The sequence below is a fragment of the Rhodophyticola sp. genome (genome assembly GCF_965284195.1).
Classification (GTDB): Bacteria; Pseudomonadota; Alphaproteobacteria; order Rhodobacterales; family Rhodobacteraceae; genus Rhodophyticola.
Genome location: NZ_CBDIRM010000001.1, coordinates 2,418,129 through 2,437,212, shown reverse-complemented (window position 1 = coordinate 2,437,212; position 19,084 = coordinate 2,418,129). Strand labels below are relative to the sequence as shown.

Genomic DNA, 19,084 nt, shown 5'->3' with positions numbered 1-19,084 from the left:
CGATCGGCAGGTGTCATTCCAACCGCCGATCGGCATATCCGTGGCCGTCAGCTTTCCGCTTCGGCGACATGGGTCTTGACCGCAAGGAAACTGTCCGGCGTCACCGAGATCGTGTCGATACCCGCCTCCACCAGCAGCCGGGCAAAGGCCGGGTCGTTGCTGGGCGCCTGACCGCAAAGTCCCACCTTCGCTCCGGCGGCGTGGGCGCGTTCGATCAGTGTCTTGATCATCCAGATCACGGCGGGGTCATCCTCCCGGAACAGATCGGCCAGTTCTTCGCCGTCACGGTCGATGCCAAGCGTCAGCTGGGTCAGGTCATTGGACCCGATGGAAAACCCGTCGAACCGTTCGGCAAATTCGTCGGCCCGGATCACATTGGACGGGATCTCCCCCATGACATAGACCTGCAGACCGTTCTCGCCGCGCGCGAGCCCGTTTTCGGCCATCACCGCCAGCACGCGGTCGGCCTCCTCCGGTGTGCGGCAGAACGGGATCATCACGATGGCATTGTCGAACCCCATCTTCTCGCGCAGCATCTTGATGGCCCGGCATTCCAGCGCAAAACCTTCCCGATACCGTGGCGAGTAGTAGCGGGAGGCGCCGCGAAAGCCGATCATCGGGTTTTCTTCCTTGGGCTCAAACGCATGCCCGCCCAGAAGCTCCGCGTATTCATTGGTTTTGAAATCGCTCATCCGGATGATGACCGGTTTCGGATAGGCAACGGCGCATATCCGCGACAGACCGCGCGCCAGTGTCTCGACAAAGAACTCCGGCTTGACATCGTAGGCCTGTGTCAACTCCTCGATCTGCGCCTTCACCTCGTCATCGGGCAAAGTGTCGTAGTTCACCAGCGCCATGGGGTGGACCTGAACGGCGCTGTTGACCACAAACTCCATCCGCGCGAGCCCCACCCCCTCCGACGGCAGCCGCCACCAGCGGAAGGCGGCGGACGGGTTGGCGAGGTTCAGCATGATCCGGGTCCTGGTTTCCGGCACATGATCGAGACGAAGCTCCTCCACCTCATACTCCGCGATGCCGGCATGGATCAGGCCCGCATCCCCGCCCGAGCAATCCACCGTCACCTCCTGTTCGTCATGCAGCACATGGGTCGCGGTGCCGGTACCGACGATGGCGGGCAGGCCCAGTTCACGGCTGACGATCGCCGCATGCGATGTCCGCCCGCCGTGATCGGTGATGATCGCCGCGGCGCGCTTCATGATCGGCACCCAGTCCGGGTCGGTGGTGGACGTGACAAGAATGGCTCCATCGACGAAGCGGTCGATATCGCTGGCATGTTCGATCAGGCAGATCCGGCCCGCCGCAACTGCCGCCCCGACACTCAGGCCTTTCAGAATGACCGGGCCGGCCTCTCTTATTGTATAAGATTTCATCGCGCCGGTGTCCGCGCGCGACTGCACAGTTTCCGGACGGGCCTGAACGATGAAAAGCTCGCCCGTCTCGCCATCCTTGGCCCATTCCATGTCCATCGGCTGACCGTAATGGTCTTCGATCGTGGCGGCCTGACGACCCAGTTCGAGGATTTCCGCATCACTCAGCACGAAGGAGGCCCGTTCCGCCCTGGAGGTGGGAACGTTCTTGATGTCGCCACCGGTCCGCCCCGCATAGATCATCTTCTTTTCCTTCGCGCCCAGTGTCTTTTCGACGATGGGCACCAGATCGGGCTGATCCAGAAGCGGTTTGTAGACCATGTATTCGTCCGGGTTCACCGCGCCCTGAACGACGTTTTCGCCAAGACCCCAGGCCGCGTTGATCAGCACAACCTTGTCAAAGCCGGTTTCCGTATCGATCGAGAACATCACGCCGGAGCCGCCGATATCCGAGCGCACCATGCGCTGCACCCCGATCGACAGCGCAACCTGGTTGTGATCGAACCCCTGGATCTGGCGATAGGTGATCGCCCGGTCGGTAAACAGCGAGGCATAGCAGCGCGAACACGCCGCCAGCAACGCCGCTTCCCCGCGCACGTTCAGGAAGGTTTCCTGCTGGCCGGCAAAACTGGCGTCCGGCAAGTCCTCGGCTGTGGCGCTGGAGCGGACGGCAACGGGAATGTCCGAATGGCCGGAGCGTTCCGACAGTTCGTGATATGCCGCGACAATCGCGGCGCGGCTCGCTTCGGGCCAGTCGCCTTTGACGATCGCGGTGCGGATCGAGGAGCCGGCCTCCTGCAACGTGATCTTGTGGGCGGCCAGATCCTCCATGGTATTGGCGATGAGCGCATTCAGCTCGTTGGCGCGGATGAACTCGCGAAAGGCATCGGATGTGGTCGCAAATCCCGGCGGCACCTGAATGCCCTTGGCGCCAAGCTGCTGCACCATCTCGCCAAGGGAGCTGTTCTTGCCCCCGACCAGTGCCACATCTCCGCGGGACAGTGTTTCGAACCAGATCACAGTCTTGAGTTCAGTCTGCATTGCGCCCTCCTCGGCGTTTTGAATGTGCTGTCCGGCGTACTATGGCCGGATGTGGAGACACGCGAATTGAGGTGTGTCAATTTCACCTGCAATGAATTCAGATAGAAATCCGGAGCCCCGGGGCTGACCCGGACCGATTTGCAAGACGAGGATGCGCATGACCAGAAATGATCAGATAGACAGCTTGTTGGCCCGTGTCGAAACGGCCGGCGCGGTGGATGAAGCGTTGCTGGAGGAGGTCTCGGCGGGAATCGCGGCAGAGTTCCCCATGGCCGCCCAGATCGATCACACAGGTCACGCAGGCACCGATGCGGCGCTGCATCTGGTCGATACCTGTCTTCCGGGTTGGACGATTTCCCTCCGCGGCAAGGCGACCGAGCCGGACGGGCATTGGCGCTGCTCCCTGCGGGAGACGTCATCGCGCGACAACGACGCGTTTGTGGGCGTAGGGCTGGGCCCGACCGTCGGCCATGCCTTGCTCATGGCGCTGTTGAAGCTGATCAGAAGCGGCGCCCACGCCCCCTCCGTCTGACCCGCGCCGCGCCCCGGCTCCGGGTTACTGCGCCCTGCCGCTACGGCCGCAAAGGCCCGGGGCAGCCGATCGGGATAGAGGGCCTCCGGAGCTGGATCCCCGCCCCGTTGAAGGCCGGGGCGCCTTAAGAACGAGAGTGCTGCATCGCGTGCGATGGATCGAGATCGCGGGGAACGGCAAGTGGCGCCCCGGTTGCGGCTGCAAGAGCGCCGAAGCGTTATGTGCGCCGCCAGAATGAAGCCGATCGGAAAAAAGACTTGTGCGGATAGACTGCATGATCGCTGAGCGGCGGCCTGGAATTGGCAATCCGCCGCCCCGGCTCTTAAGATCAATCCTTGGCGTTTTGAACTGGAATTGCCACTTTCTGTGATGCCTTCCGGCAAAGCATATGCATGTTCCTTACTTCCGCCCAAGATCGGTTTGGCGGGAAAGCAAAGGGACGCGACCAAGTCACTGCTTTGGGTTCAATCGCGTATCCAGGCTTCAACGCCGCGACGGCAGTATAGGGGATCGGGACGCAAACCCGCTGTGCTCAGCGCTGCCCGGCATCTCTTCATTCCATCGCGCCCGTAAATGTCGCGATGCAGCTCGACAACCACGACCCGAAAGCAGGACAGGTCCGCGCTCTCCAGCAAGGTCAGTTCCCCACCCTCAATATCCATCAGGAGGGCAGTTGGACGAAACTCTTCTACGATCTTGGAAAAGTCTACAGTCGGCACAGTTTCCAGCCGCATTCCGGGGATCGCGGCTCTTCCGTCATCCACGACCATCGAGCCGAGGTAGTCTTCGGCGACGGCAAACGCCATTTCGGCCGGCGCGTCACTGCCTGCCACGACAATACCGTGGCGGATTTCAGCCCTTTCCTCCAGGCCGTTGCGTGCATAAAGCTTGCGGGCTACCGGCACCATATCCGAATTGGCTTCGAAACTCAGAAGTGCGTCGACATCGCAATTCAGAGCCACTGCACTTCCCACGATTCCGGATCCTGCGCCAAGTTCCAGCAACCGGTCGCTGTTTCGAATGTGTCCGAACGCACTTCTAACCTCCTGGCGCTCATAAAAGCCATCGCGGAGTGATCTGAGTTTTTTCCTGTCGAGATGAGGACCTGCCGGAACTTCCACGCCCCAGTAATGCGCCAGGGCTGCTGGTTTTCGCAGTGGTTCGCTACGTTTAACTGGCAAGTAGCCGTGACCTTTCATGTCCTGAGCAATTGATTTTGAAGATGGCAGGCCAAGACTGGCATGCGTGTCGCCATCCATAGCTGCACCAAACCCCCGAAGCGCCTCAAAAAGATGCTTTGGATCTAGCTCCCCATGACTCTTTGATGTCGCGCGATCGAGTTTTTCTGGGCGCCATTCACGCAGGACTGCGTCGAACACCTTCAAATCAACCTCGGCCATGGCACGAAGCTGGCGCTGACCGACGGCCACGGAACCCGGTCTGAAACGGCGCTGGATCGAGGCCGCAACCTGTCCGGGTCGGGCGACGAGGCCAAACAAGTGAACAGCCGAACCATCATCGAAGATGATCCGCTTGGCGCCTCTGTACAAGCTGATTTGCTCGGTAAGGCTCAGCCGTTCGGGCCGCAGAACTCGAAACCCGCGATCGGAGAGATATTGCTCAAGTGCGACATCGCCTAGAATGCGCCCCTTCTTCGTTTTGCTGAGCCCTGCACGGGAAACATACAGTCGCTTTGGCGAGTTCGCTTCGGGTTCGGGCCAAGTCCGGCTCTGCAGGAAAAGGCGGAATTCGGGAGTGCCCGTTTCCAGCGCGCCGGTGCCAAAACCCTGCTCCGGCACGATCAGGCGATCGACACGTGTGGGCCGCGTCAATACCTGTCTGCGCACCCCCGGCGACAGGATATCAAGAAACTCTGCCTGAAAGCCTGTTTCAACTCGATCACGATCAGCGGGCCCCTTTGGCACGAACAACAGTGAGTCAAACGACTCGGGTGGGGCGTGAATCGGCCAAAGCCGGGAAAGGCTCTCGACCAGAAAATGGCCGAAATGCCAAGACATGATCCCGGCAAAAAGGTGAGTTCCGGCGATGTGCTCTACAGGCTCGATGGGAGCCGGCGGCGAAAAGAGAGCAACGTCTCCACGAAAGATCGTGCTTTCAGGGACGAAACGTCCCTTCGCATCCAAAACCCCCAGACCGCCGTCACCCCTTGCATTGGGCACAATCACTGCGTCATCGATAATCCGCATACAACGCACATCCCACTACTCAGACGAAATTGCCGGGCCTGACACTGTCCGCAAAGGTTGTAGGTGCGTTCGGTCCGGCGTTCAACGCATGTATCGTCTGCATGAACGATATGCCGCCGGAAGGGCAGAGCGAACGATTTATCGAACCGCTTTTCGGATTTTTGGCAAACCCTTGGGATATCTACGAAAAGTGAGGCATTCTCCAAAAACGCATAGTGCTGAAACTGGCCTTCGCAGGGCCTCTTCGGTATAACCGTGAAACTGATATCGAACCGCCAAACCCACCTTTCCATTCAAGGTGTTAGCGGAATTTTCAACGCAGAAGTGCGGAATGGTGGACCTAACTGGAGAAGAATCGAACCATCTTCTCCAGGTTCTCGAAGACTGGAGCCACCATCTCGCACCATATGATCTAGACGATCAATGGTGCGACAATGACAATTTCGCGCCATAATTTCAACGATATAGCCGCTGGCAAGGCGGACGCTAATCCCAAGCGCGAAGCGCCATTTTCGCTGCGCTTGAGCTTTGAGGAACGGGCAGCGCTCAAGAAGATGGCCGGGGATATGCCCCTCGGGGCGTACATCAAGGCTGTGCTCTTCGATGGGGCAACGGCCGGAGTGCGGCGCAGCACTCCGAAGGTGAGCGATCCCGAAGCGCTAGGCCGTGTGCTCGGCGCGCTCGGGTCCTCGCGGCTGTCACAGAACGTCAACCAGCTCGCCAAGGCGGTGAACACGGGCACGCTGCCCGTGACGCCGGAGACGGAAGCCGAACTCAAAGAGGCCTGCCGCGCCATCGCAGAAATGCGGGCTGATCTCATGCGCGCCCTCACGGATCGGGGGCCGTCATGATCATCAAAGCCAAAGAACGCGGGAACGCGCCCCAGCTTGCCAGCTATCTGCTCTCGATGCGGGAGAACGAGCATGTCGAGCTCTACCAGGTTCGCGGCTTTGTCAGCGATGATCTGAAGGAAGCCTTTGCAGAAGCCGAAGCGATTGCCTCGGCGACCAAGTGCAAGAAGCATCTCTTCTCGCTCAGTCTCAACCCGCCGCAAGATCAGCATGTGAGCCGTGAAGCCTTCGAACAGGCGGCAGATCAGATCGAGGTCAAAGTTGGCCTCTCCGGCCATCCGCGCGCGATTGTCTTCCATGAGAAGGAAGGCCGCCGCCATGCTCATGCGGTCTGGAGCCGGATCGATAGCGAGGCCATGCGCGCCAAGAATATGGGCTTTTACAAGCACAAGCTCATGGATGTCTCGCGCGATCTCTTCCTCCAGCACGGATGGGACATGCCCAAGGGCATGCTCGACCATTCCCTGCGCAACCCTCTCAACTTTACCCATGCGCAGTGGCAGCAATCCAAGCGGACCAATCAGGACCCGCGTCTGATCAAGGCCGCGATCCAGCATTGCTGGAAGGCTTCAGACAACCACGCCACGCTCAAAGCCGCCCTTGAAGACAAGGGCTTCTTCCTCGCCCAAGGCGACCGCCGCGCCGTGGTCGCCATCGATGTGCGGGGCGAGACCTATTCGCTCTCCCGTATGGCGGGGGTGAAGGTCAAAGACGTGCGCGCCCGGATCGGAGATACCAAGACCCTGCCGAGCGTCGATCAGACGAAGCAGCGCATCTCGGACCGGATGACCGATACGCTCAAAGGGTATCTGCAAGAGGTGCGCGCTGGCGCGAAGACCTTGCCGCCTGGAATCGCCTTCAAGCTGGAGCAGATGGTTGCCCGCCACCGCGAAGAGCGCAAGACCACCTGGGCTCGGCATGAACAGCGTGACCTGCGCGAAAAGCAGCTCCGCGCCGCCCGTTTACCCAAGGGCTTTAGCGGCATCTGGAGCCGGATAACAGGCAAGTTCTCCAAGATCAAGAAGACAAACGAGATGGAAGCGCTGCAATGTTGGCAGCGTGATGTGAAGGAGCGCAACGCGCTCTACCACCGCCAGCTTGATGAGCGGGTGAAAATTCAAAAGCTGATCCACGAACGGCGAAAGGAACGCGCCGAAGAGATCGTCAAGATTCACAAAGAGATTGCGGCCTATATCGCCATGAAGCGCGGCGATGTGCCGAGCTTGTCTGCGCTCAAGCAATCCCCTGAAAAAGCCAAAGCGAAGATGAAGCTTCGGGCGCGTGAGCGCGGTGATGAAGCCCGCGCCCGTGACCGCCAGCGAGAGCGGACGCGGGGGTCCGACCATGATCGGGGACCACGATTTTAACGAGTAGAAAGGAGGTCGCCATGCGACACACACTCATGCTGAACCTGGACGAGAACCATGCTCGTCTTCTTGAAGACCTGCGCCAGCACTTTCATCTGGCCGCCGAAGACACGGTGCGGCTGGCCATCCGGCTCACCCATGCCCGGCATAAGGAAAAGCCGGACGTGCTAGTGCCGGAGTTCAAGCCGCGCGCTGCTAAAGCGCGCTGGCTAGACGATGATGACAATGGGCCGTGCTAGTGTCCGGCGTTCTGGAATGCTGTGACAGGTTCTAGGTCAGACTTCCAAGACTCCGGCACTCTATCTAAATAATCCACGCCAAGGATGCCTTCTTCTCCCTCCTTTAAGGCCGCGAGAAGTTCTCTATGGTTGCTTCCGCTCACGCTGAGGCTCACTCTGCCGATTGTCTTTCCATCTATGAGAAACATTGGTGATAGAAGCGAGCCTTGGCAGCATTGCCAAGCAAGTTCGTAAGCGTCACATAGACCAGAGTATGTATCATGCCACCATTCATTGTCTGGCGCGATCCAAGCATTTCTGGCGTGCAGGAGATCACCAAGGCGCTCGGCGTATTTTCTCAAATCTGGATGCAGCGGTACGTAATACGCATCGAAAATAACTTTCTGTTGCGCGCTCCAAGTAATGTGTTGAATGCGATTGCTCTCGAAAATCGCTTCAAGCGCCTTTCCTTGAGCGCCAATTTTATGAGCCTTGGGGATTGAACGGGCGTATTCGCCTTGGGCTTCAAGATAAAGGCTCTGCCTGCTCTCAACAAAGCAGCGCAGCTCAAATGCTGCGTAGAAAAGAGATTGAGGTGTCCCTTGCTCAAGCTGCTCTTTCACGCGTGCTAAATAGGCTTGCGGGGAAACCGAGTAGTCATCATCCATCGCAGCTATCGTGTCACGTCTTCAGGCCATAGTCAAAAGACAACCGGCTCATAGCTTTCACCCTTGCCAGCCTCGTAATCTCCAGACCATTCAAGCCGTCGCGGATGATCCACCTTCATACCGAAACAGGCGTTTCAAGCGCATCACTCCTTCCCTTCAAGACCGTCTCCCGACCGATCAGGGGCCTTCATGGGCCAATGATGGTGTGCGCGGGCCGAAAGGCCCTGAGCGGTTCGGGGCCTCCTTGAAACAAAGGAGGATAACGATGAAACTCGTCTCCAGATTCGAAGCGGCATCCCGCAGCACGGCAGAATTGCATGGCCTTCTGAGCGAAGCCTTCAATGCCTTCGCCGCCGCTCCGCGCGGCAGCCAGCAACACCGCGATGCTCTTCAGAGTATGCGCAACATCGAAGCTGAACTGGCGACACGCGCGCCCAAGCTCTAACCGATCAGCGGTCAGCCCTCCGGCTGGCCGCTTCCTTTTTTTGCGATTGATAGAATTTAGTCCGCATGCAAAAATACCAAATGAGCACGCTCGAAGACCTAGCAAAAAATGATCCTAAGAAATTGGAAGAGTTGGCAGCCTTTCATTGGTTTAGTGTGGCGGCAGGCATAAAATATGATCAGCTATATTCGACGGAGCGCCCAGATTTTATTTTTGCCCAAGATGGAAAGACTATTGGTGTTGAAGTCACATGTTCGCATCGGCCTGTCGAAGGACGTTTTCAAGCGCAACAGATTGAGGAAGCGCAGTGTGAATTTGCGACAACACTTTATGAGCGCGTAAAGCCGAAACTCCCAATCGATATTGGATTGATACTTGAAGATAACGTACCTGTTGATAAGCGTTTATTAAATGCCGCGCTCGAAGAAATTATAGCGCGTATTGAGGAAGTTTCTGAGACCATGGAGCCGCACTCAGTTGTTCTGCTGGTACGCTCGGAAAGTGATCTTGAACATTCACGGCAGCGAAAAGTTATATGCCCTGAAATCCCTTCATTTCTACAGCACATCCAGTTATTCAATGATGGTCATAAGAAAACGCTCGTCACCGGATCGCGTGGGTGCATTGTAGAGAATTTCACCGATGCCGATCTGACGCCAATCCTTGAACGGAAGCATAAAGCTCTTGCTGGTTACAGACCGTGCGATGAGCATTGGTTATTGGTGGCTTTCGGCGTCATCCCGGCGATTTTGCTTCCAAACGAGCGCCCCGACACCATGATAGCGACAATTTCGAAAAGCTATGGGGATATCAAGATTTCAAGGCCTGTTCAGTCGGATTTTGATCGTGTCTACCTGTTCAAGGGACCGAGTGAGGTCGTACTCATCACTGAGTAGGCGTACTGCTAATCGGCTGGCCGCCAGGCCAGCCAAGAATTTTCCGTGATCGGAACCGCCTAGGCGGCGGCTCCTTCAGTTTGTTCATGGATCACAGGCTGGAGCCCGTGCAGGAAGTCGGCGGCGCGCTGTGCATGCGCGGCGGCGGCAAAGATCGCGCGCTTATCCTCCTTCAAGACTTTCAGCCAGCTTTGAATGTAGGCGGCATGATCCACGCCAGGCTCGGGGGTCAGTTCCAAATCAGCACATAGGAACGCCGCGCCAAGCTCGGCCACCAGCTCTTCGCGGGCGTAACCTTCATCGCCCCAGCGCTTACGGTCAAAGTCACGATCAAGGCGGGTTTTGTGCTTTGTCCAGTGGGTCAGCTCATGGGCAAGCGTGGCGTAGTAGCTCTCGGGGCTGCGGAATGTCTCGAAGGCTGGCATCTGCACATGATCGCTGCCGCCGCTGTAATGGGCGCTGTTCCCGCCATGGCGAATGTCTGCGCCAGTATGGGCGAAAAACTCTTCCGCGTGGCTGATCCTCAAGGCGGGATCAATCACAGGCTCGGGCCTGGTGTAGTAATGTTCGGGCAAGCCTTCGATCTGCTCGACATTGAAGACGCTATACCCCTTCATGAAGGGGATTTTGCGCTCTTCCTCTGATCCGTCGTCCTGCTCTTCGGTTTTGGTGATGGTGTTGGCATAGACCACCAGATTGCCGCGCTCGCCCTTCTTCACATGCGCGCCAAGCTCCTTGGCCTGTTTGAAAGTCATCCAATACGGGGAGAGATAGCCCGCCTCAACGCTCGCCCCCCAGAGCATCAGCACGTTGATTCCGTTGTATGGCATGCCATTGTGGCGCAGCGGCTTGGTGATCTTGCCTTCTAGGTTGCCGCTGCTCCACGGCTTTAGCCAGCTCAGCTCTCCGGCTTCCAGATCGGCGATGATCTTGTCGGTCACTTTCTGATAAACATCTGCTTTCATGACTTTTTCTCCTATGTTCGGTTGCACATGCAACCGAACTGCCCCTCTGGCGAAGAGAGGGGGGAGACCGTCCAGATCGAAGGCTCTGGGGGTGGTGCGGGCGCAGCCGCAGGCGAGCCACGTCCCATGGCCTTCGCCCGTAGCTTTGCTACGGGCTTGGTCTTGACGGGTGATGGGCCGTTAGGCCCCAATGAAAGAAAAGGATGTCAGCCGTTCACGGCTGGCTTCGACACGCGCAAGGGATGGACGCCGAAAGGCGGAGACTGACCTGTCAGGCTCCGTTCACGACAGCCCGGCCCGAAGGGCGCGCCAGAACTTCCCAGATCAATCGCTCGTACCCTCACGATCAACGCTGCCGTGCTCTTTGTACGCATCAAGCAACGCTTGGACGTATTCTCTGGTACTGGAGGTCATGTGTCCCAAATCCGGCCAAGCAAAGGGTGCCGTCATACAGGTGCCCTCCAACTCAAGCTCCACACCCAGCATATTCGCCACTGCTATTGCCTCTTCGAGCTCTTTGCCTTCCGGCCAAAGGTCCTCATCAAGAGTGATCCAGGCATCATTATCATCGTCTACGGAAATCTCCGCGAGCAAAGCGCCGAGCCTTTCGCCGGGGGTACTGGCATCTTCTACCAGCGCTGCGCGGAGGAGCAGGACAATGTTCTCGTTGCTCAAGGCAAGCCTGGGCCTTGAATCCACAACATCGATCCTCGGCTCGGGACGTTTCTGAGTCTTTGACCACTCAACAGGTTTTGGTTCATCAGCGCGCTCTCCTAGCCAAAAAGGCGACGAGAAGATATCAATGGGGGATGCACCGCACCCTGGGCAATGCCAAAGGCTTTCAGCAAGCTGCACGCCACCGATCTTGCTTTCGCAATGCAGGCAGTACCATTTAGCAGCTCGATCACCATGTATGGGGTGAACAATTTCGCCGTTCACATCCGGCTTGGTGGCGCGCCTCGGCCAGTCTGACGCAATCCGCGCCCGCATCTTTGTCGCCTCTTCATCGGCGATTGCGAGCGCTTCGTGTAAGAAGTTACGCTCATATACAGGCGGTCTACTGGAGTGGCTTTTCTCAACTTCAACAATGGGCTGGGAGAACTGCGCTTCCCCGATCAGGATACGCCATCCGTTACCCTCCATGAGAACGTCGCCGAACGACTCGAAGACGCGATATGCGTGGCCCTCTATTCGACCCTGACGTATCGGCTCACCGAGATGCCGTAACATCAGAGTCTCAATTCCGCCCGCGTTTTCGCCTGAGCTCGGATGAGATTTCTTCACAAAATCCCGGACGGTTGCCAATTGCTCAGCGCTTGGCACCCAGCCTTGTTTCTCCTTTACTGCTAGGCCCGCCCAATGGGGAAAGTCCAGCAGCTTGGCGATCTCGTTGAGTGCTTCATGTTTTGGAAGACGGTTTGCGTGCGCATACCGTTTTGCCAGGTGTTTCAATTCTATTATTGCGTTATTATTGGTCATGATCCATTTCCAAAAATGGGATCTGACTAGGTGTCCGCTACTAACCAGATCCCACAAGTGGACTGGAGTTGATAAAATTTTGTATGAGGGTGCTGCATCGCTTTGCGTGGCGGACACACCGGCATGCACCAAAGGCCGACTTAAAAGATGCCCCAAATTCTGAGGCGCGTCAAGCCTGTAATCAGGGTCCCTGCAAGCCGCGCCGCGAGACTGCCGCCAGGATTTTCTGGTTGATTTTGACCCGTGTCGCCATCTGCTTCGCGCTCAAATTGCGCTTGCGCATTGTATCTTGCAGAAATCCATACTCCCAATCACTCAGCAAGTTTTTTTGGCGGAAGAAGGCAATGCAATCGGCGTTCAACCCTTTTTCCGGGTCCTTCCTTACACGCTTCACACCTGCAAATATCAAATCCGAACGGAAGCCCAAGAACCGCTTGACGCAAACATTGCCGACTTCCGCGCTGTGCCCTGTAACGCGGTTATGAATTTCACAAATTTTAATAATCGGATAATGCCCGCATAGGCAGGTTTCTGGCTCATCGGCTTCGATGATATCAACAAGCACCCACTCTTTGCGCGCGGTCTCCCAATCGCTCGCATCACTTAGGGCGAGGATTTTCTGGCTAAGCTGCTTGAAATTGTACCCTTCACTCATCTTATGCAGGCTCCTGTATCAGGCCAGCCTCGGCAATGAATGGCGTGCGCACGTTTCGGTAGTCCATCTGATCTGAGAAGACCATCAAGTGCTGCTTGGCGCGGGTTAAGCCAACGTAGAACAAGCGCCGCGCTTCATCGAATTCCTCTTGAGTGTCAGCCGTCCAATGCGGGATTTGGCCTTGGTTCGCGTGAACGATGGCCACAGCTTCAAACTCCCGCCCCTTGGAGTTATGAAGCGTGATAAGCTTGATTGCTGATTTCGGATCGGCGAACAGGCCAAGATCAGAGATTTGGAGATTGGCGATATCGATATTGTTGCGCTCCATATCGGTGCGCATCTCGCCAACGGAGCGGATGATGGCTTGCGCGGCCAGCTCATTGATCCACTCGCCATCGCGCAATATAGTAGCGACCGCCTGCGCGCTCACCTCCAGCCAGTCCATCCCGCCAGGATGAAGGAGAGCCAGACGCTGAGCCTCGTAGACAAGGGCCAGAGCCGTGCAGCGCCCGGTATAGGTGAAGATATCAAAGCGCGGCGTACCCATGGCTTCGCTGGCCACATGGAAGATGGCCTTCTCAACGCCGGGCAGAGCATCCAGTGTCTCGGATGCCACGCATGCGCCGAGCTGCTCGGCCAGATGGGCATAAACCCGGCGTCTCTGATAGGGCCGCGCACCCGGACCAAAGACGGGGATATCCATCTCGCGCAGCCTTCTGGCGATGGGGATCAGATGCCGCCACCATGGAGCAAGCACGGCAGCACTCCCGAGAGCGATGCCCCTTGCCTCTAGCATGGGGATGAAATGATCGGTGATCGCTTCCCTCGGGTTGGCAACATGGCGGTACTCGACCCTGCCTGCGATCAAAGCCGCATCTCCGGCAGAGACCATTGGCGGAACCCGCGCAATCAACGCCTCTGCCGGGACGATAATCTGCGGCGCACAGCGAAAATTGCCGCTCAGAGCGATGTCCTGCCGCGCCCCGATATCATTCGAAAACCCGCGCGCCAGATCAGGCCGCGCGCCAGCGAAGGCGTGAATCGATTGGTTCTCATCACCGACCAGGAAGAACTGCGAGTTGATCTGCTCTTGCAACCTTCGCAGAATCTCAATTTGAATGTCGGTTGTATCCTGAAATTCATCAACCAAAAGCCATGCGAAGCGCGCCGAAAGTCCTGCGGTGACGAAGGGGTGCTCTTCCAATATCCGCAGCGAATAATAAAGGATCATCGAAAAATCGATGAAGCCGTTGCGCAGCATCAGCTCCCAAAAGCGCCGCGCTGAGCGCTCGTTCACAATGCCGCTTTCGATCCCGACGCCGACGGGGTTTCCGCCAATTCCCATCCTAAGCGATGCATAATCTTCAAAGGTACGAAACTGAACGGCGCGGTTTTCTTCTTCCTCGACCGCGCGCACCAGGCGGTCAAAGAAGCGCATCTCCCTTGTTAAGATTTTGAAGTTTTGAGGAAGTTCAGGCAGCATCCAGACGAAAGGTCGCAGGATAAACCGGATGCAAAATGAGTGGATGGTCGCGATCTCGCAGCGATCAACAAGAGCGTTGGTGCCGAACTGCTTGATCCGGTATTCGATCTCATCAACGGCGGCGTTGGTGTAGGTGATGCAGCCGATTGATCTTGGCGTGCCTTCCACCTGTTCTGCAAGTTTGAGGAGCTTAGTGATAATCACACGGGTTTTGCCGCTGCCGGGGCATGCCGAGAGCATGATATTGCCCTGGTGTTCGACGGCGCGGCGCTGATCCGGGGTGAGCGAGATCATGCATCCAGCCAGTCTATGGCGGCTTGAATATAGGGCGGAAGCTCGGTGCACTGGTCCGTATAGCGGGCAGCAACTTGCGCAAAGCGCGCTTTTCCAAAGCGCTTTGCCGTGTTCAGCACCGCTCCACCCAGATCGACCAGCAGGGCCGCGCGCTCGTCGGCACCTAGCGCACCGCCTTGAAGGCTGGCCAGACCATCCCGAAGCCGCTGGGTAATTTGCGGTGCGCCAAGCGTCTCGGTCGCGGCAATGAGCATGGGAAGCGTGCCCTCGCTGACAAGCTCACGCTCAAATGTGGTCGCCCCTGCAAAGACGCGGACATAGTCCCCTTCAAGCGCTGCAAGGTCAGGCGCATCACCTGCGACGTTGAACTCTTCGCCCGCATCGGATGGCTTGAGATCGGCATCGGCAACAATGGCGCACTTCTTTTCAAGAGAGCCTTCCTTGAAGAGCGCGGCATAGACATCGAAGTGGACACCGTAGATGGCAGTCACGGAGATGCCGCGCCGCTCCAGGTCCGATCCGTGCACTGCCTTGACCATCGCCGGGATGAGAAAGAGCTCAGCCGGACCCTCGACCAGCATGACTTTCCGGGCGAAGAGCAGATTGCTCTTGGTGGCATCCAGGTAGCGCTCAAGATCGGCGATAGCGCCCGCATCCAGCGCGTCGTTCTTCGCAAGGTTGGAGGATACGACGCTCGCATCATGGCGTTTCGTAAGGGAGATCAGCGTGTTGAACGGGGCCAGCGAGGTGATCTGCGTGGAGTGACTGGTCAGGATCACTTGCACGCCCTTATCGCGCAGCGCGATCAGCAAGGATGCCTGGAGCTGCGGGTGAAGATGCGCCTCTGGCTCTTCCAGAAGAATAAGCTGGCCAGCCGATTGCGCCTTGGCGCGGCGGCGTTCCAGATATTCAAGCAGGATCGCAATATATAGAATATTGTTCATGCCAAGCCCGTTCCGTCCGGGCTCAAAGTCGGTAAGCGAGAGATCGGAGAGCAGGATTTTTAAGTTCCGGATGATGGCCTGAAACGTTGCCGCCGAGAGGCCAAGCCTTGATCCCATCTCGAAGGCCGGACCGGAGACGCCCCTGAAGGATGTATCAATCGCATTCGATACTGCCGCAATCGTCGCCGAGGCGGCGATCCTCTGGTTCGCATCATCCAAGATGTCGATCAGAGCATCCTGCTCGGCCTTATCGATATCAAAGGCCTCAATCAGGCGCGAAAGCGGAGATGTCCGGCTATTCCGAAGCTCGGTTTCAACATCGCGCAAGGCGGGAAGGTTTACAACGAGGTAGGATTGAAGATCGGCGAAGCGCACAGACTCGCCAACATTTTCATCATTCCAGGCAATATCGGCAAGATCGATGGCAGGATTACCGCCGCCTTTAAGCTCCCACGCATAGTCTTCTAAGGTGAGCGTGCCAGGTTCAATCTCTCCGTTTTCAAGTTGCTCGCGCACGCTCGGCTTGGGCCGGAAGCGATAGAAGATGCGTGCGCGGTTGGCCTCCATCTTCCAGGTCGCAACCAGCGCCTCTTCGTTGACAATGCCTTGGAAGCCAACGAGTTCTATGCCTATGAGGACTTGGCTTGGATGCGAGATATCAACTGATGTGTGGATGTCTTCGCGGATCAGGTTGCGGAAGACGGATGGCAGGGTAACATCGACGCACATTTGGATGGCGCGCAAGATAGCCGTCTTGCCCGTATTATTTTCGCCAATGATGCAAGTCAGATCGTCCTCGACCGCCATGTCAACATCACGCAGCGCACGAAAATTCTTAACGACGATCCTTGATATTTTCATTGCGGAAATCCACTAACTGTTATTCCAGTGACTTAAGTATACGGTTGCAGGCTATAAGCTCCAAAGCAAGCAGAAGGGCCACGGGAAGCGCTGATGCTTGGGGATAAGGCATATCCTGCATACGTCGTCAGTATGCTAGGCGCAAACTTGGCTACTCCTCCCAGTTAATTCGCGGCTCATAATCCAGCTCCGGTACTGCTTCATGTTCGGCGAGAAGGTCGCGGTCGAATATCTGGGAAGCGTCCATCACCGCAGGAGGGATCAGGAAGGCGGTCATCGGGAGAGCGGACGGCCCAGCTCAGCAGCGAGCGGACAACAGGATCAGGGGTGTAATATGCCCCCTTTTCTTTCGCTCCGTCTTCGGCGCGCGAGCGGTATCCTCCGTGGGGTCTGCCTGCATCGTTGGAAACTGCCCGTTGCTTGGTGTTCTAGGGATGGGGGATACAAGATGCGGTAGATTCAGTCCAGAGGCCCAGTGCGCCAGAGATCATGCGCCGCAATAGCTTACAGGGCGGTTCAGCCCTGCGCGTGGTGAAGGCGTCAAAGCGCGCTGAGCGCTCCGTTGGTCGGTGGGATGGTTCCAAGGCAAGGGATGCGGCGATCCGCTCCCTTCCTGGTCTTGGGTGAAGCCCGTCTCCATGACATGGCGCGTATCCAATCTGAGGAAGGTTGGTCTCCATGAAATGGTCAGGATGACATCCTCATGGGGGTATCGGTGGGAGCAGGAACGCTCCCCTGATTGGTGATCAAACGGACAGCCGTTTGTGCATGGTTCGGTGCAGGTGGAGAGGCACGTCTCCAAGCGCTGCGACTGATTGAACGGGGATACGTTCTACTGGCTCTGGAACGGGCTCAATGCCCTGATCTGAGCCACGGGGCCGGGGGGATGCAACGGGGGCGCGCAGGAACGAAGTTCTGGAGCGGGCCCCCTTGCCAAGATGTGTGTGGTACTACCACGCACACATCTTGCACATCAGGTTTCAGCCTCGCTGGGACACATCTCGCACATCAGGTTTCAGCCTCGCTGGGACACATCTCGCACATCAGGTTTCAGCCTCGCTGGGACACATCTCGCACATCAGGTTTCAGCCTCGCTGGGACACATCTCGCACATCAGGTTTCAGCCTCGCTGGGACACATCTCGCACATCAGGTTTCAGCCTCGCTAAGACACGTCTGTACGTTAGATTCGGGTCCACGCGGAGCTATCTCGCTTGCGGTCAAGGAGGTTCAGTAATTACGGCAAAAAATCCATTGCGGTGTTATAGTCAACAAATGAAATTGATTCGGTGGTTTGGAAAACGAAAGATGCCTCAGGTACATCCGGGATTCTCCCTCGCCCAACTTATTGAAACGACTGCCAATGAGCTTCGGGCAGTGCGTGATAGAGCTCCTGATGACACAGTAATCCAACTTACAGATTGCGAGCTAGAGCTGGCCGTCACTGTTGGTGCCGAAGCTGGTGGCGGGATCAAGTTTTGGGTCGTGGATACGAGTGCTAAAGGAAACCTTGAAAGCGTTAGTCGAGTCACATTGAAATTTGGGCCGGTCCCGGGGAAGCCAGGTATCGCAGCGAGAGCTGGCGAGCAAACTAGTGGAACTGATCCCGACCCCAATGTGCTCGAAGGAGACGATTCTAGTGGCGACGGAAGCTGACAGCAGAGCACTCGCAGAAATCTGGCACCCTGAAGCTCTCGAAAGTTGTTTGGGACTATGGATAGCATTTACAGCTAGCGACGGCGTCATTACGTCCGCCGACTCCCAGGCATATTTACTGGAACAATTTGAGCATGCGATTTCTGAAGGAAAGGCTCCGCTGTTCGCCTTTGTTGATTTTCGGGAGCGAGTATGATGGCTCCAGCCAATGTTCGGTATGCTGGAAAAGACTATTTTGGAACCCAGCTCACGAAGAATAGGCTCCTACCCTTTACAATGATAACCTTGCACGGGAGCGGCAACGTCGCGATTCCAATATGGGGATTGCTAGATACTGGGGCCGATCACCTGATGCTAAATTCAGGAGAAGCAAAGTACTTGAATATCGACTTAAACCAATGTCCAAAGCGGAAAATGCTTCTCGCAAATGGATGTGAAGAGGAATACTCTTTGGCGACAATTCAAGTTTCGATTAAGGGGTATCGCAATAAAGTTGATGCATTATTCGGGGTTGTTGGAACGCCATTGATTGGCAGAACTACGATCCAACGAACACTGAAGTTTGGTCTTGATGAGCAGGGATGGCTGTACGCAAAGTCTGCCTTAGCCTTACCCTAGCAACTCAAATGGGGACGGCCCGGCAGTGGGGCGATCTGCCTCAATTATTCCGTCGCCCGAAATTACCATCTGTCTCGACACTTGTGCGAATCCGCCGATTTTTGCCCCATCTTTAACTGTTGCGCCACCAAAAATATGTGCATGTCCGTAAATGAGCGCATCGTCTTCAATTCTTGAATCATGCTGAACTATTGCTTCATCTGCAATCCAGCATTCACCATCGTGAGACAAATTCGTTTCACTTTGAACATAACCTCCCAAATCACCAGATGCTGCATTGGCAAAATCAACAAGTGCGCGAATTCTGTACAGTGGTTCACCTGAGACGTTAATGCAATCTTCTAATACCAATTCGTATTTTTTCATTTAGCCCTCACTTTTAAGAAAGTAAGCACGCTAGCACATTAAAAATACTATGGTCAATAATGCTGACCTAAGTGCGATTTGTCTTTCTGAACTAGTTGGACGCAATACCAGCTTTCAAGAATATGTCGGCATTCTATTTACGCTGCAATTA

The 19,084-nt window shown here is 56.6% G+C and carries 17 protein-coding genes; 8 read left to right on the top strand and 9 right to left on the bottom strand.

Annotated elements, in window-relative coordinates; all coding sequences use genetic code 11:
* Nucleotides 1-47 precede the first annotated feature (47 nt).
* A complete protein-coding gene (gene ppsA / locus ACQ651_RS12120) occupies nt 48-2,429 on the bottom strand; it encodes a phosphoenolpyruvate synthase (RefSeq protein ID WP_430449404.1) in 2,382 nt (793 codons plus the stop codon).
* A 157-nt stretch (nt 2,430-2,586) separates the two neighbouring features.
* Here ppsA and ACQ651_RS12115 point away from each other — a divergent pair, with 157 nt between their 5' ends.
* Nucleotides 2,587-2,961, top strand: a complete 375-nt coding sequence (locus tag ACQ651_RS12115) for a hypothetical protein (RefSeq protein ID WP_227285161.1) — start codon at nt 2,587-2,589, stop codon at nt 2,959-2,961.
* A 464-nt stretch (nt 2,962-3,425) separates the two neighbouring features.
* Here ACQ651_RS12115 and ACQ651_RS12110 read toward each other — a convergent pair whose 3' ends face one another.
* Complete coding sequence (locus tag ACQ651_RS12110; RefSeq protein ID WP_227285160.1) at nt 3,426-5,168, bottom strand: glycosyltransferase 61 family protein; 1,743 nt, start codon at nt 5,166-5,168, stop codon at nt 3,426-3,428.
* A 434-nt stretch (nt 5,169-5,602) separates the two neighbouring features.
* Here ACQ651_RS12110 and ACQ651_RS12105 point away from each other — a divergent pair, with 434 nt between their 5' ends.
* Genes ACQ651_RS12105 through ACQ651_RS12095 form a run of 3 tightly spaced genes read left to right on the top strand, consistent with a single transcriptional unit; the run spans nt 5,603 to nt 7,625 of the window.
* Nucleotides 5,603-6,019 (top strand): hypothetical protein, encoded by a 417-nt coding sequence (locus ACQ651_RS12105; protein WP_430449403.1) that lies wholly within the window; start codon nt 5,603-5,605, stop codon nt 6,017-6,019.
* Nucleotides 6,016-7,386 carry a relaxase/mobilization nuclease domain-containing protein gene (locus ACQ651_RS12100; RefSeq protein WP_430449402.1) on the top strand — a complete coding sequence of 457 codons (1,371 nt, stop codon included), beginning with the start codon at nt 6,016-6,018 and terminating at the stop codon, nt 7,384-7,386. Before ACQ651_RS12105 ends, ACQ651_RS12100 begins: the two co-directional genes overlap by 4 nt.
* A gap of 20 nt (nt 7,387-7,406) precedes the next feature.
* On the top strand, nt 7,407-7,625 hold the full coding sequence (locus tag ACQ651_RS12095; RefSeq protein WP_430449401.1) for a hypothetical protein: 219 nt from the start codon (nt 7,407-7,409) through the stop codon (nt 7,623-7,625).
* Here the strand turns inward: ACQ651_RS12095 and ACQ651_RS12090 are convergent.
* Complete coding sequence (locus ACQ651_RS12090; protein WP_430449400.1) at nt 7,622-8,272, bottom strand: hypothetical protein; 651 nt, start codon at nt 8,270-8,272, stop codon at nt 7,622-7,624. The two genes, ACQ651_RS12095 and ACQ651_RS12090, sit on opposite strands and share 4 nt — an antisense overlap.
* A 265-nt stretch (nt 8,273-8,537) precedes the next feature.
* Between ACQ651_RS12090 and ACQ651_RS12085 the strand changes: the two genes are divergently transcribed.
* Together ACQ651_RS12085 and ACQ651_RS12080 are read left to right on the top strand one after the other, a co-directional pair.
* Nucleotides 8,538-8,717: a hypothetical protein gene (locus tag ACQ651_RS12085; protein WP_430449399.1), complete on the top strand. Its 180-nt coding sequence runs from the start codon at nt 8,538-8,540 to the stop codon at nt 8,715-8,717.
* An 80-nt stretch (nt 8,718-8,797) separates the two neighbouring features.
* A complete protein-coding gene (locus ACQ651_RS12080) occupies nt 8,798-9,613 on the top strand; it encodes a hypothetical protein (protein ID WP_430449398.1) in 816 nt (271 codons plus the stop codon).
* Between the two features lie 59 nt (nt 9,614-9,672).
* Here the strand turns inward: ACQ651_RS12080 and ACQ651_RS12075 are convergent, their stop codons facing one another.
* The 5 genes from ACQ651_RS12075 to ACQ651_RS12055 all read right to left on the bottom strand — a co-directional run bounded on the left by ACQ651_RS12075 (nt 9,673) and on the right by ACQ651_RS12055 (nt 16,294).
* Nucleotides 9,673-10,578, bottom strand: coding sequence for an ArdC family protein (locus ACQ651_RS12075; protein WP_430449397.1), 906 nt, complete (start codon nt 10,576-10,578; stop codon nt 9,673-9,675).
* Nucleotides 10,579-10,902: 324 nt separating this feature from the next.
* A complete protein-coding gene (locus ACQ651_RS12070; RefSeq protein WP_430449396.1) occupies nt 10,903-12,057 on the bottom strand; it encodes a hypothetical protein in 1,155 nt (384 codons plus the stop codon).
* A 181-nt stretch (nt 12,058-12,238) separates the two neighbouring features.
* The gene (locus tag ACQ651_RS12065; RefSeq protein WP_430449395.1) at nt 12,239-12,712 is read right to left on the bottom strand and encodes a hypothetical protein; all 474 of its coding nucleotides are present in this window, start codon (nt 12,710-12,712) and stop codon (nt 12,239-12,241) included.
* Nucleotide 12,713: 1 nt separating this feature from the next.
* Nucleotides 12,714-14,489, bottom strand: coding sequence for a UvrD-helicase domain-containing protein (locus ACQ651_RS12060; protein WP_430449394.1), 1,776 nt, complete (start codon nt 14,487-14,489; stop codon nt 12,714-12,716).
* Nucleotides 14,486-16,294, bottom strand: a complete 1,809-nt coding sequence (locus ACQ651_RS12055) for an ATP-dependent nuclease (RefSeq protein WP_430449393.1) — start codon at nt 16,292-16,294, stop codon at nt 14,486-14,488. The genes ACQ651_RS12060 and ACQ651_RS12055 overlap by 4 nt, the downstream gene beginning before the upstream one ends.
* Nucleotides 16,295-17,232: 938 nt before the next feature.
* On the opposite strand from ACQ651_RS12055, the gene ACQ651_RS12050 reads away from it, so the two are divergent.
* Nucleotides 17,233-17,949, top strand: a complete 717-nt coding sequence (locus tag ACQ651_RS12050; RefSeq protein ID WP_430449392.1) for a trypco2 family protein — start codon at nt 17,233-17,235, stop codon at nt 17,947-17,949.
* Nucleotides 17,950-18,141: 192 nt separating this feature from the next.
* Nucleotides 18,142-18,567 (top strand): aspartyl protease family protein, encoded by a 426-nt coding sequence (locus ACQ651_RS12045; protein WP_430449391.1) that lies wholly within the window; start codon nt 18,142-18,144, stop codon nt 18,565-18,567.
* Here the strand turns inward: ACQ651_RS12045 and ACQ651_RS12040 are convergent.
* A complete protein-coding gene (locus tag ACQ651_RS12040; RefSeq protein WP_111550827.1) occupies nt 18,559-18,933 on the bottom strand; it encodes a hypothetical protein in 375 nt (124 codons plus the stop codon). The genes ACQ651_RS12045 and ACQ651_RS12040 overlap by 9 nt on opposite strands.
* Nucleotides 18,934-19,084 lie beyond the last annotated feature (151 nt).

Coding starts and splice junctions, on each gene's coding strand:
- ACQ651_RS12110 (WP_227285160.1), bottom strand. CDS start 5,168: ATGCGGATTATCGATGACGCAGTGATTGTGCCCAATGCAAGGGGTGAC.
- ACQ651_RS12095 (WP_430449401.1), top strand. CDS start 7,407: ATGCGACACACACTCATGCTGAACCTGGACGAGAACCATGCTCGTCTT.
- ACQ651_RS12055 (WP_430449393.1), bottom strand. CDS start 16,294: ATGAAAATATCAAGGATCGTCGTTAAGAATTTTCGTGCGCTGCGTGAT.
- ACQ651_RS12075 (WP_430449397.1), bottom strand. CDS start 10,578: ATGAAAGCAGATGTTTATCAGAAAGTGACCGACAAGATCATCGCCGAT.
- ACQ651_RS12060 (WP_430449394.1), bottom strand. CDS start 14,489: ATGATCTCGCTCACCCCGGATCAGCGCCGCGCCGTCGAACACCAGGGC.
- ACQ651_RS12070 (WP_430449396.1), bottom strand. CDS start 12,057: ATGACCAATAATAACGCAATAATAGAATTGAAACACCTGGCAAAACGG.
- ACQ651_RS12045 (WP_430449391.1), top strand. CDS start 18,142: ATGATGGCTCCAGCCAATGTTCGGTATGCTGGAAAAGACTATTTTGGA.
- ACQ651_RS12105 (WP_430449403.1), top strand. CDS start 5,603: ATGACAATTTCGCGCCATAATTTCAACGATATAGCCGCTGGCAAGGCG.
- ACQ651_RS12090 (WP_430449400.1), bottom strand. CDS start 8,272: ATGGATGATGACTACTCGGTTTCCCCGCAAGCCTATTTAGCACGCGTG.
- ACQ651_RS12115 (WP_227285161.1), top strand. CDS start 2,587: ATGACCAGAAATGATCAGATAGACAGCTTGTTGGCCCGTGTCGAAACG.
- ACQ651_RS12085 (WP_430449399.1), top strand. CDS start 8,538: ATGAAACTCGTCTCCAGATTCGAAGCGGCATCCCGCAGCACGGCAGAA.
- ACQ651_RS12100 (WP_430449402.1), top strand. CDS start 6,016: ATGATCATCAAAGCCAAAGAACGCGGGAACGCGCCCCAGCTTGCCAGC.
- ACQ651_RS12040 (WP_111550827.1), bottom strand. CDS start 18,933: ATGAAAAAATACGAATTGGTATTAGAAGATTGCATTAACGTCTCAGGT.
- ACQ651_RS12065 (WP_430449395.1), bottom strand. CDS start 12,712: ATGAGTGAAGGGTACAATTTCAAGCAGCTTAGCCAGAAAATCCTCGCC.
- ACQ651_RS12050 (WP_430449392.1), top strand. CDS start 17,233: ATGTGTGTGGTACTACCACGCACACATCTTGCACATCAGGTTTCAGCC.
- ppsA (WP_430449404.1), bottom strand. CDS start 2,429: ATGCAGACTGAACTCAAGACTGTGATCTGGTTCGAAACACTGTCCCGC.
- ACQ651_RS12080 (WP_430449398.1), top strand. CDS start 8,798: ATGAGCACGCTCGAAGACCTAGCAAAAAATGATCCTAAGAAATTGGAA.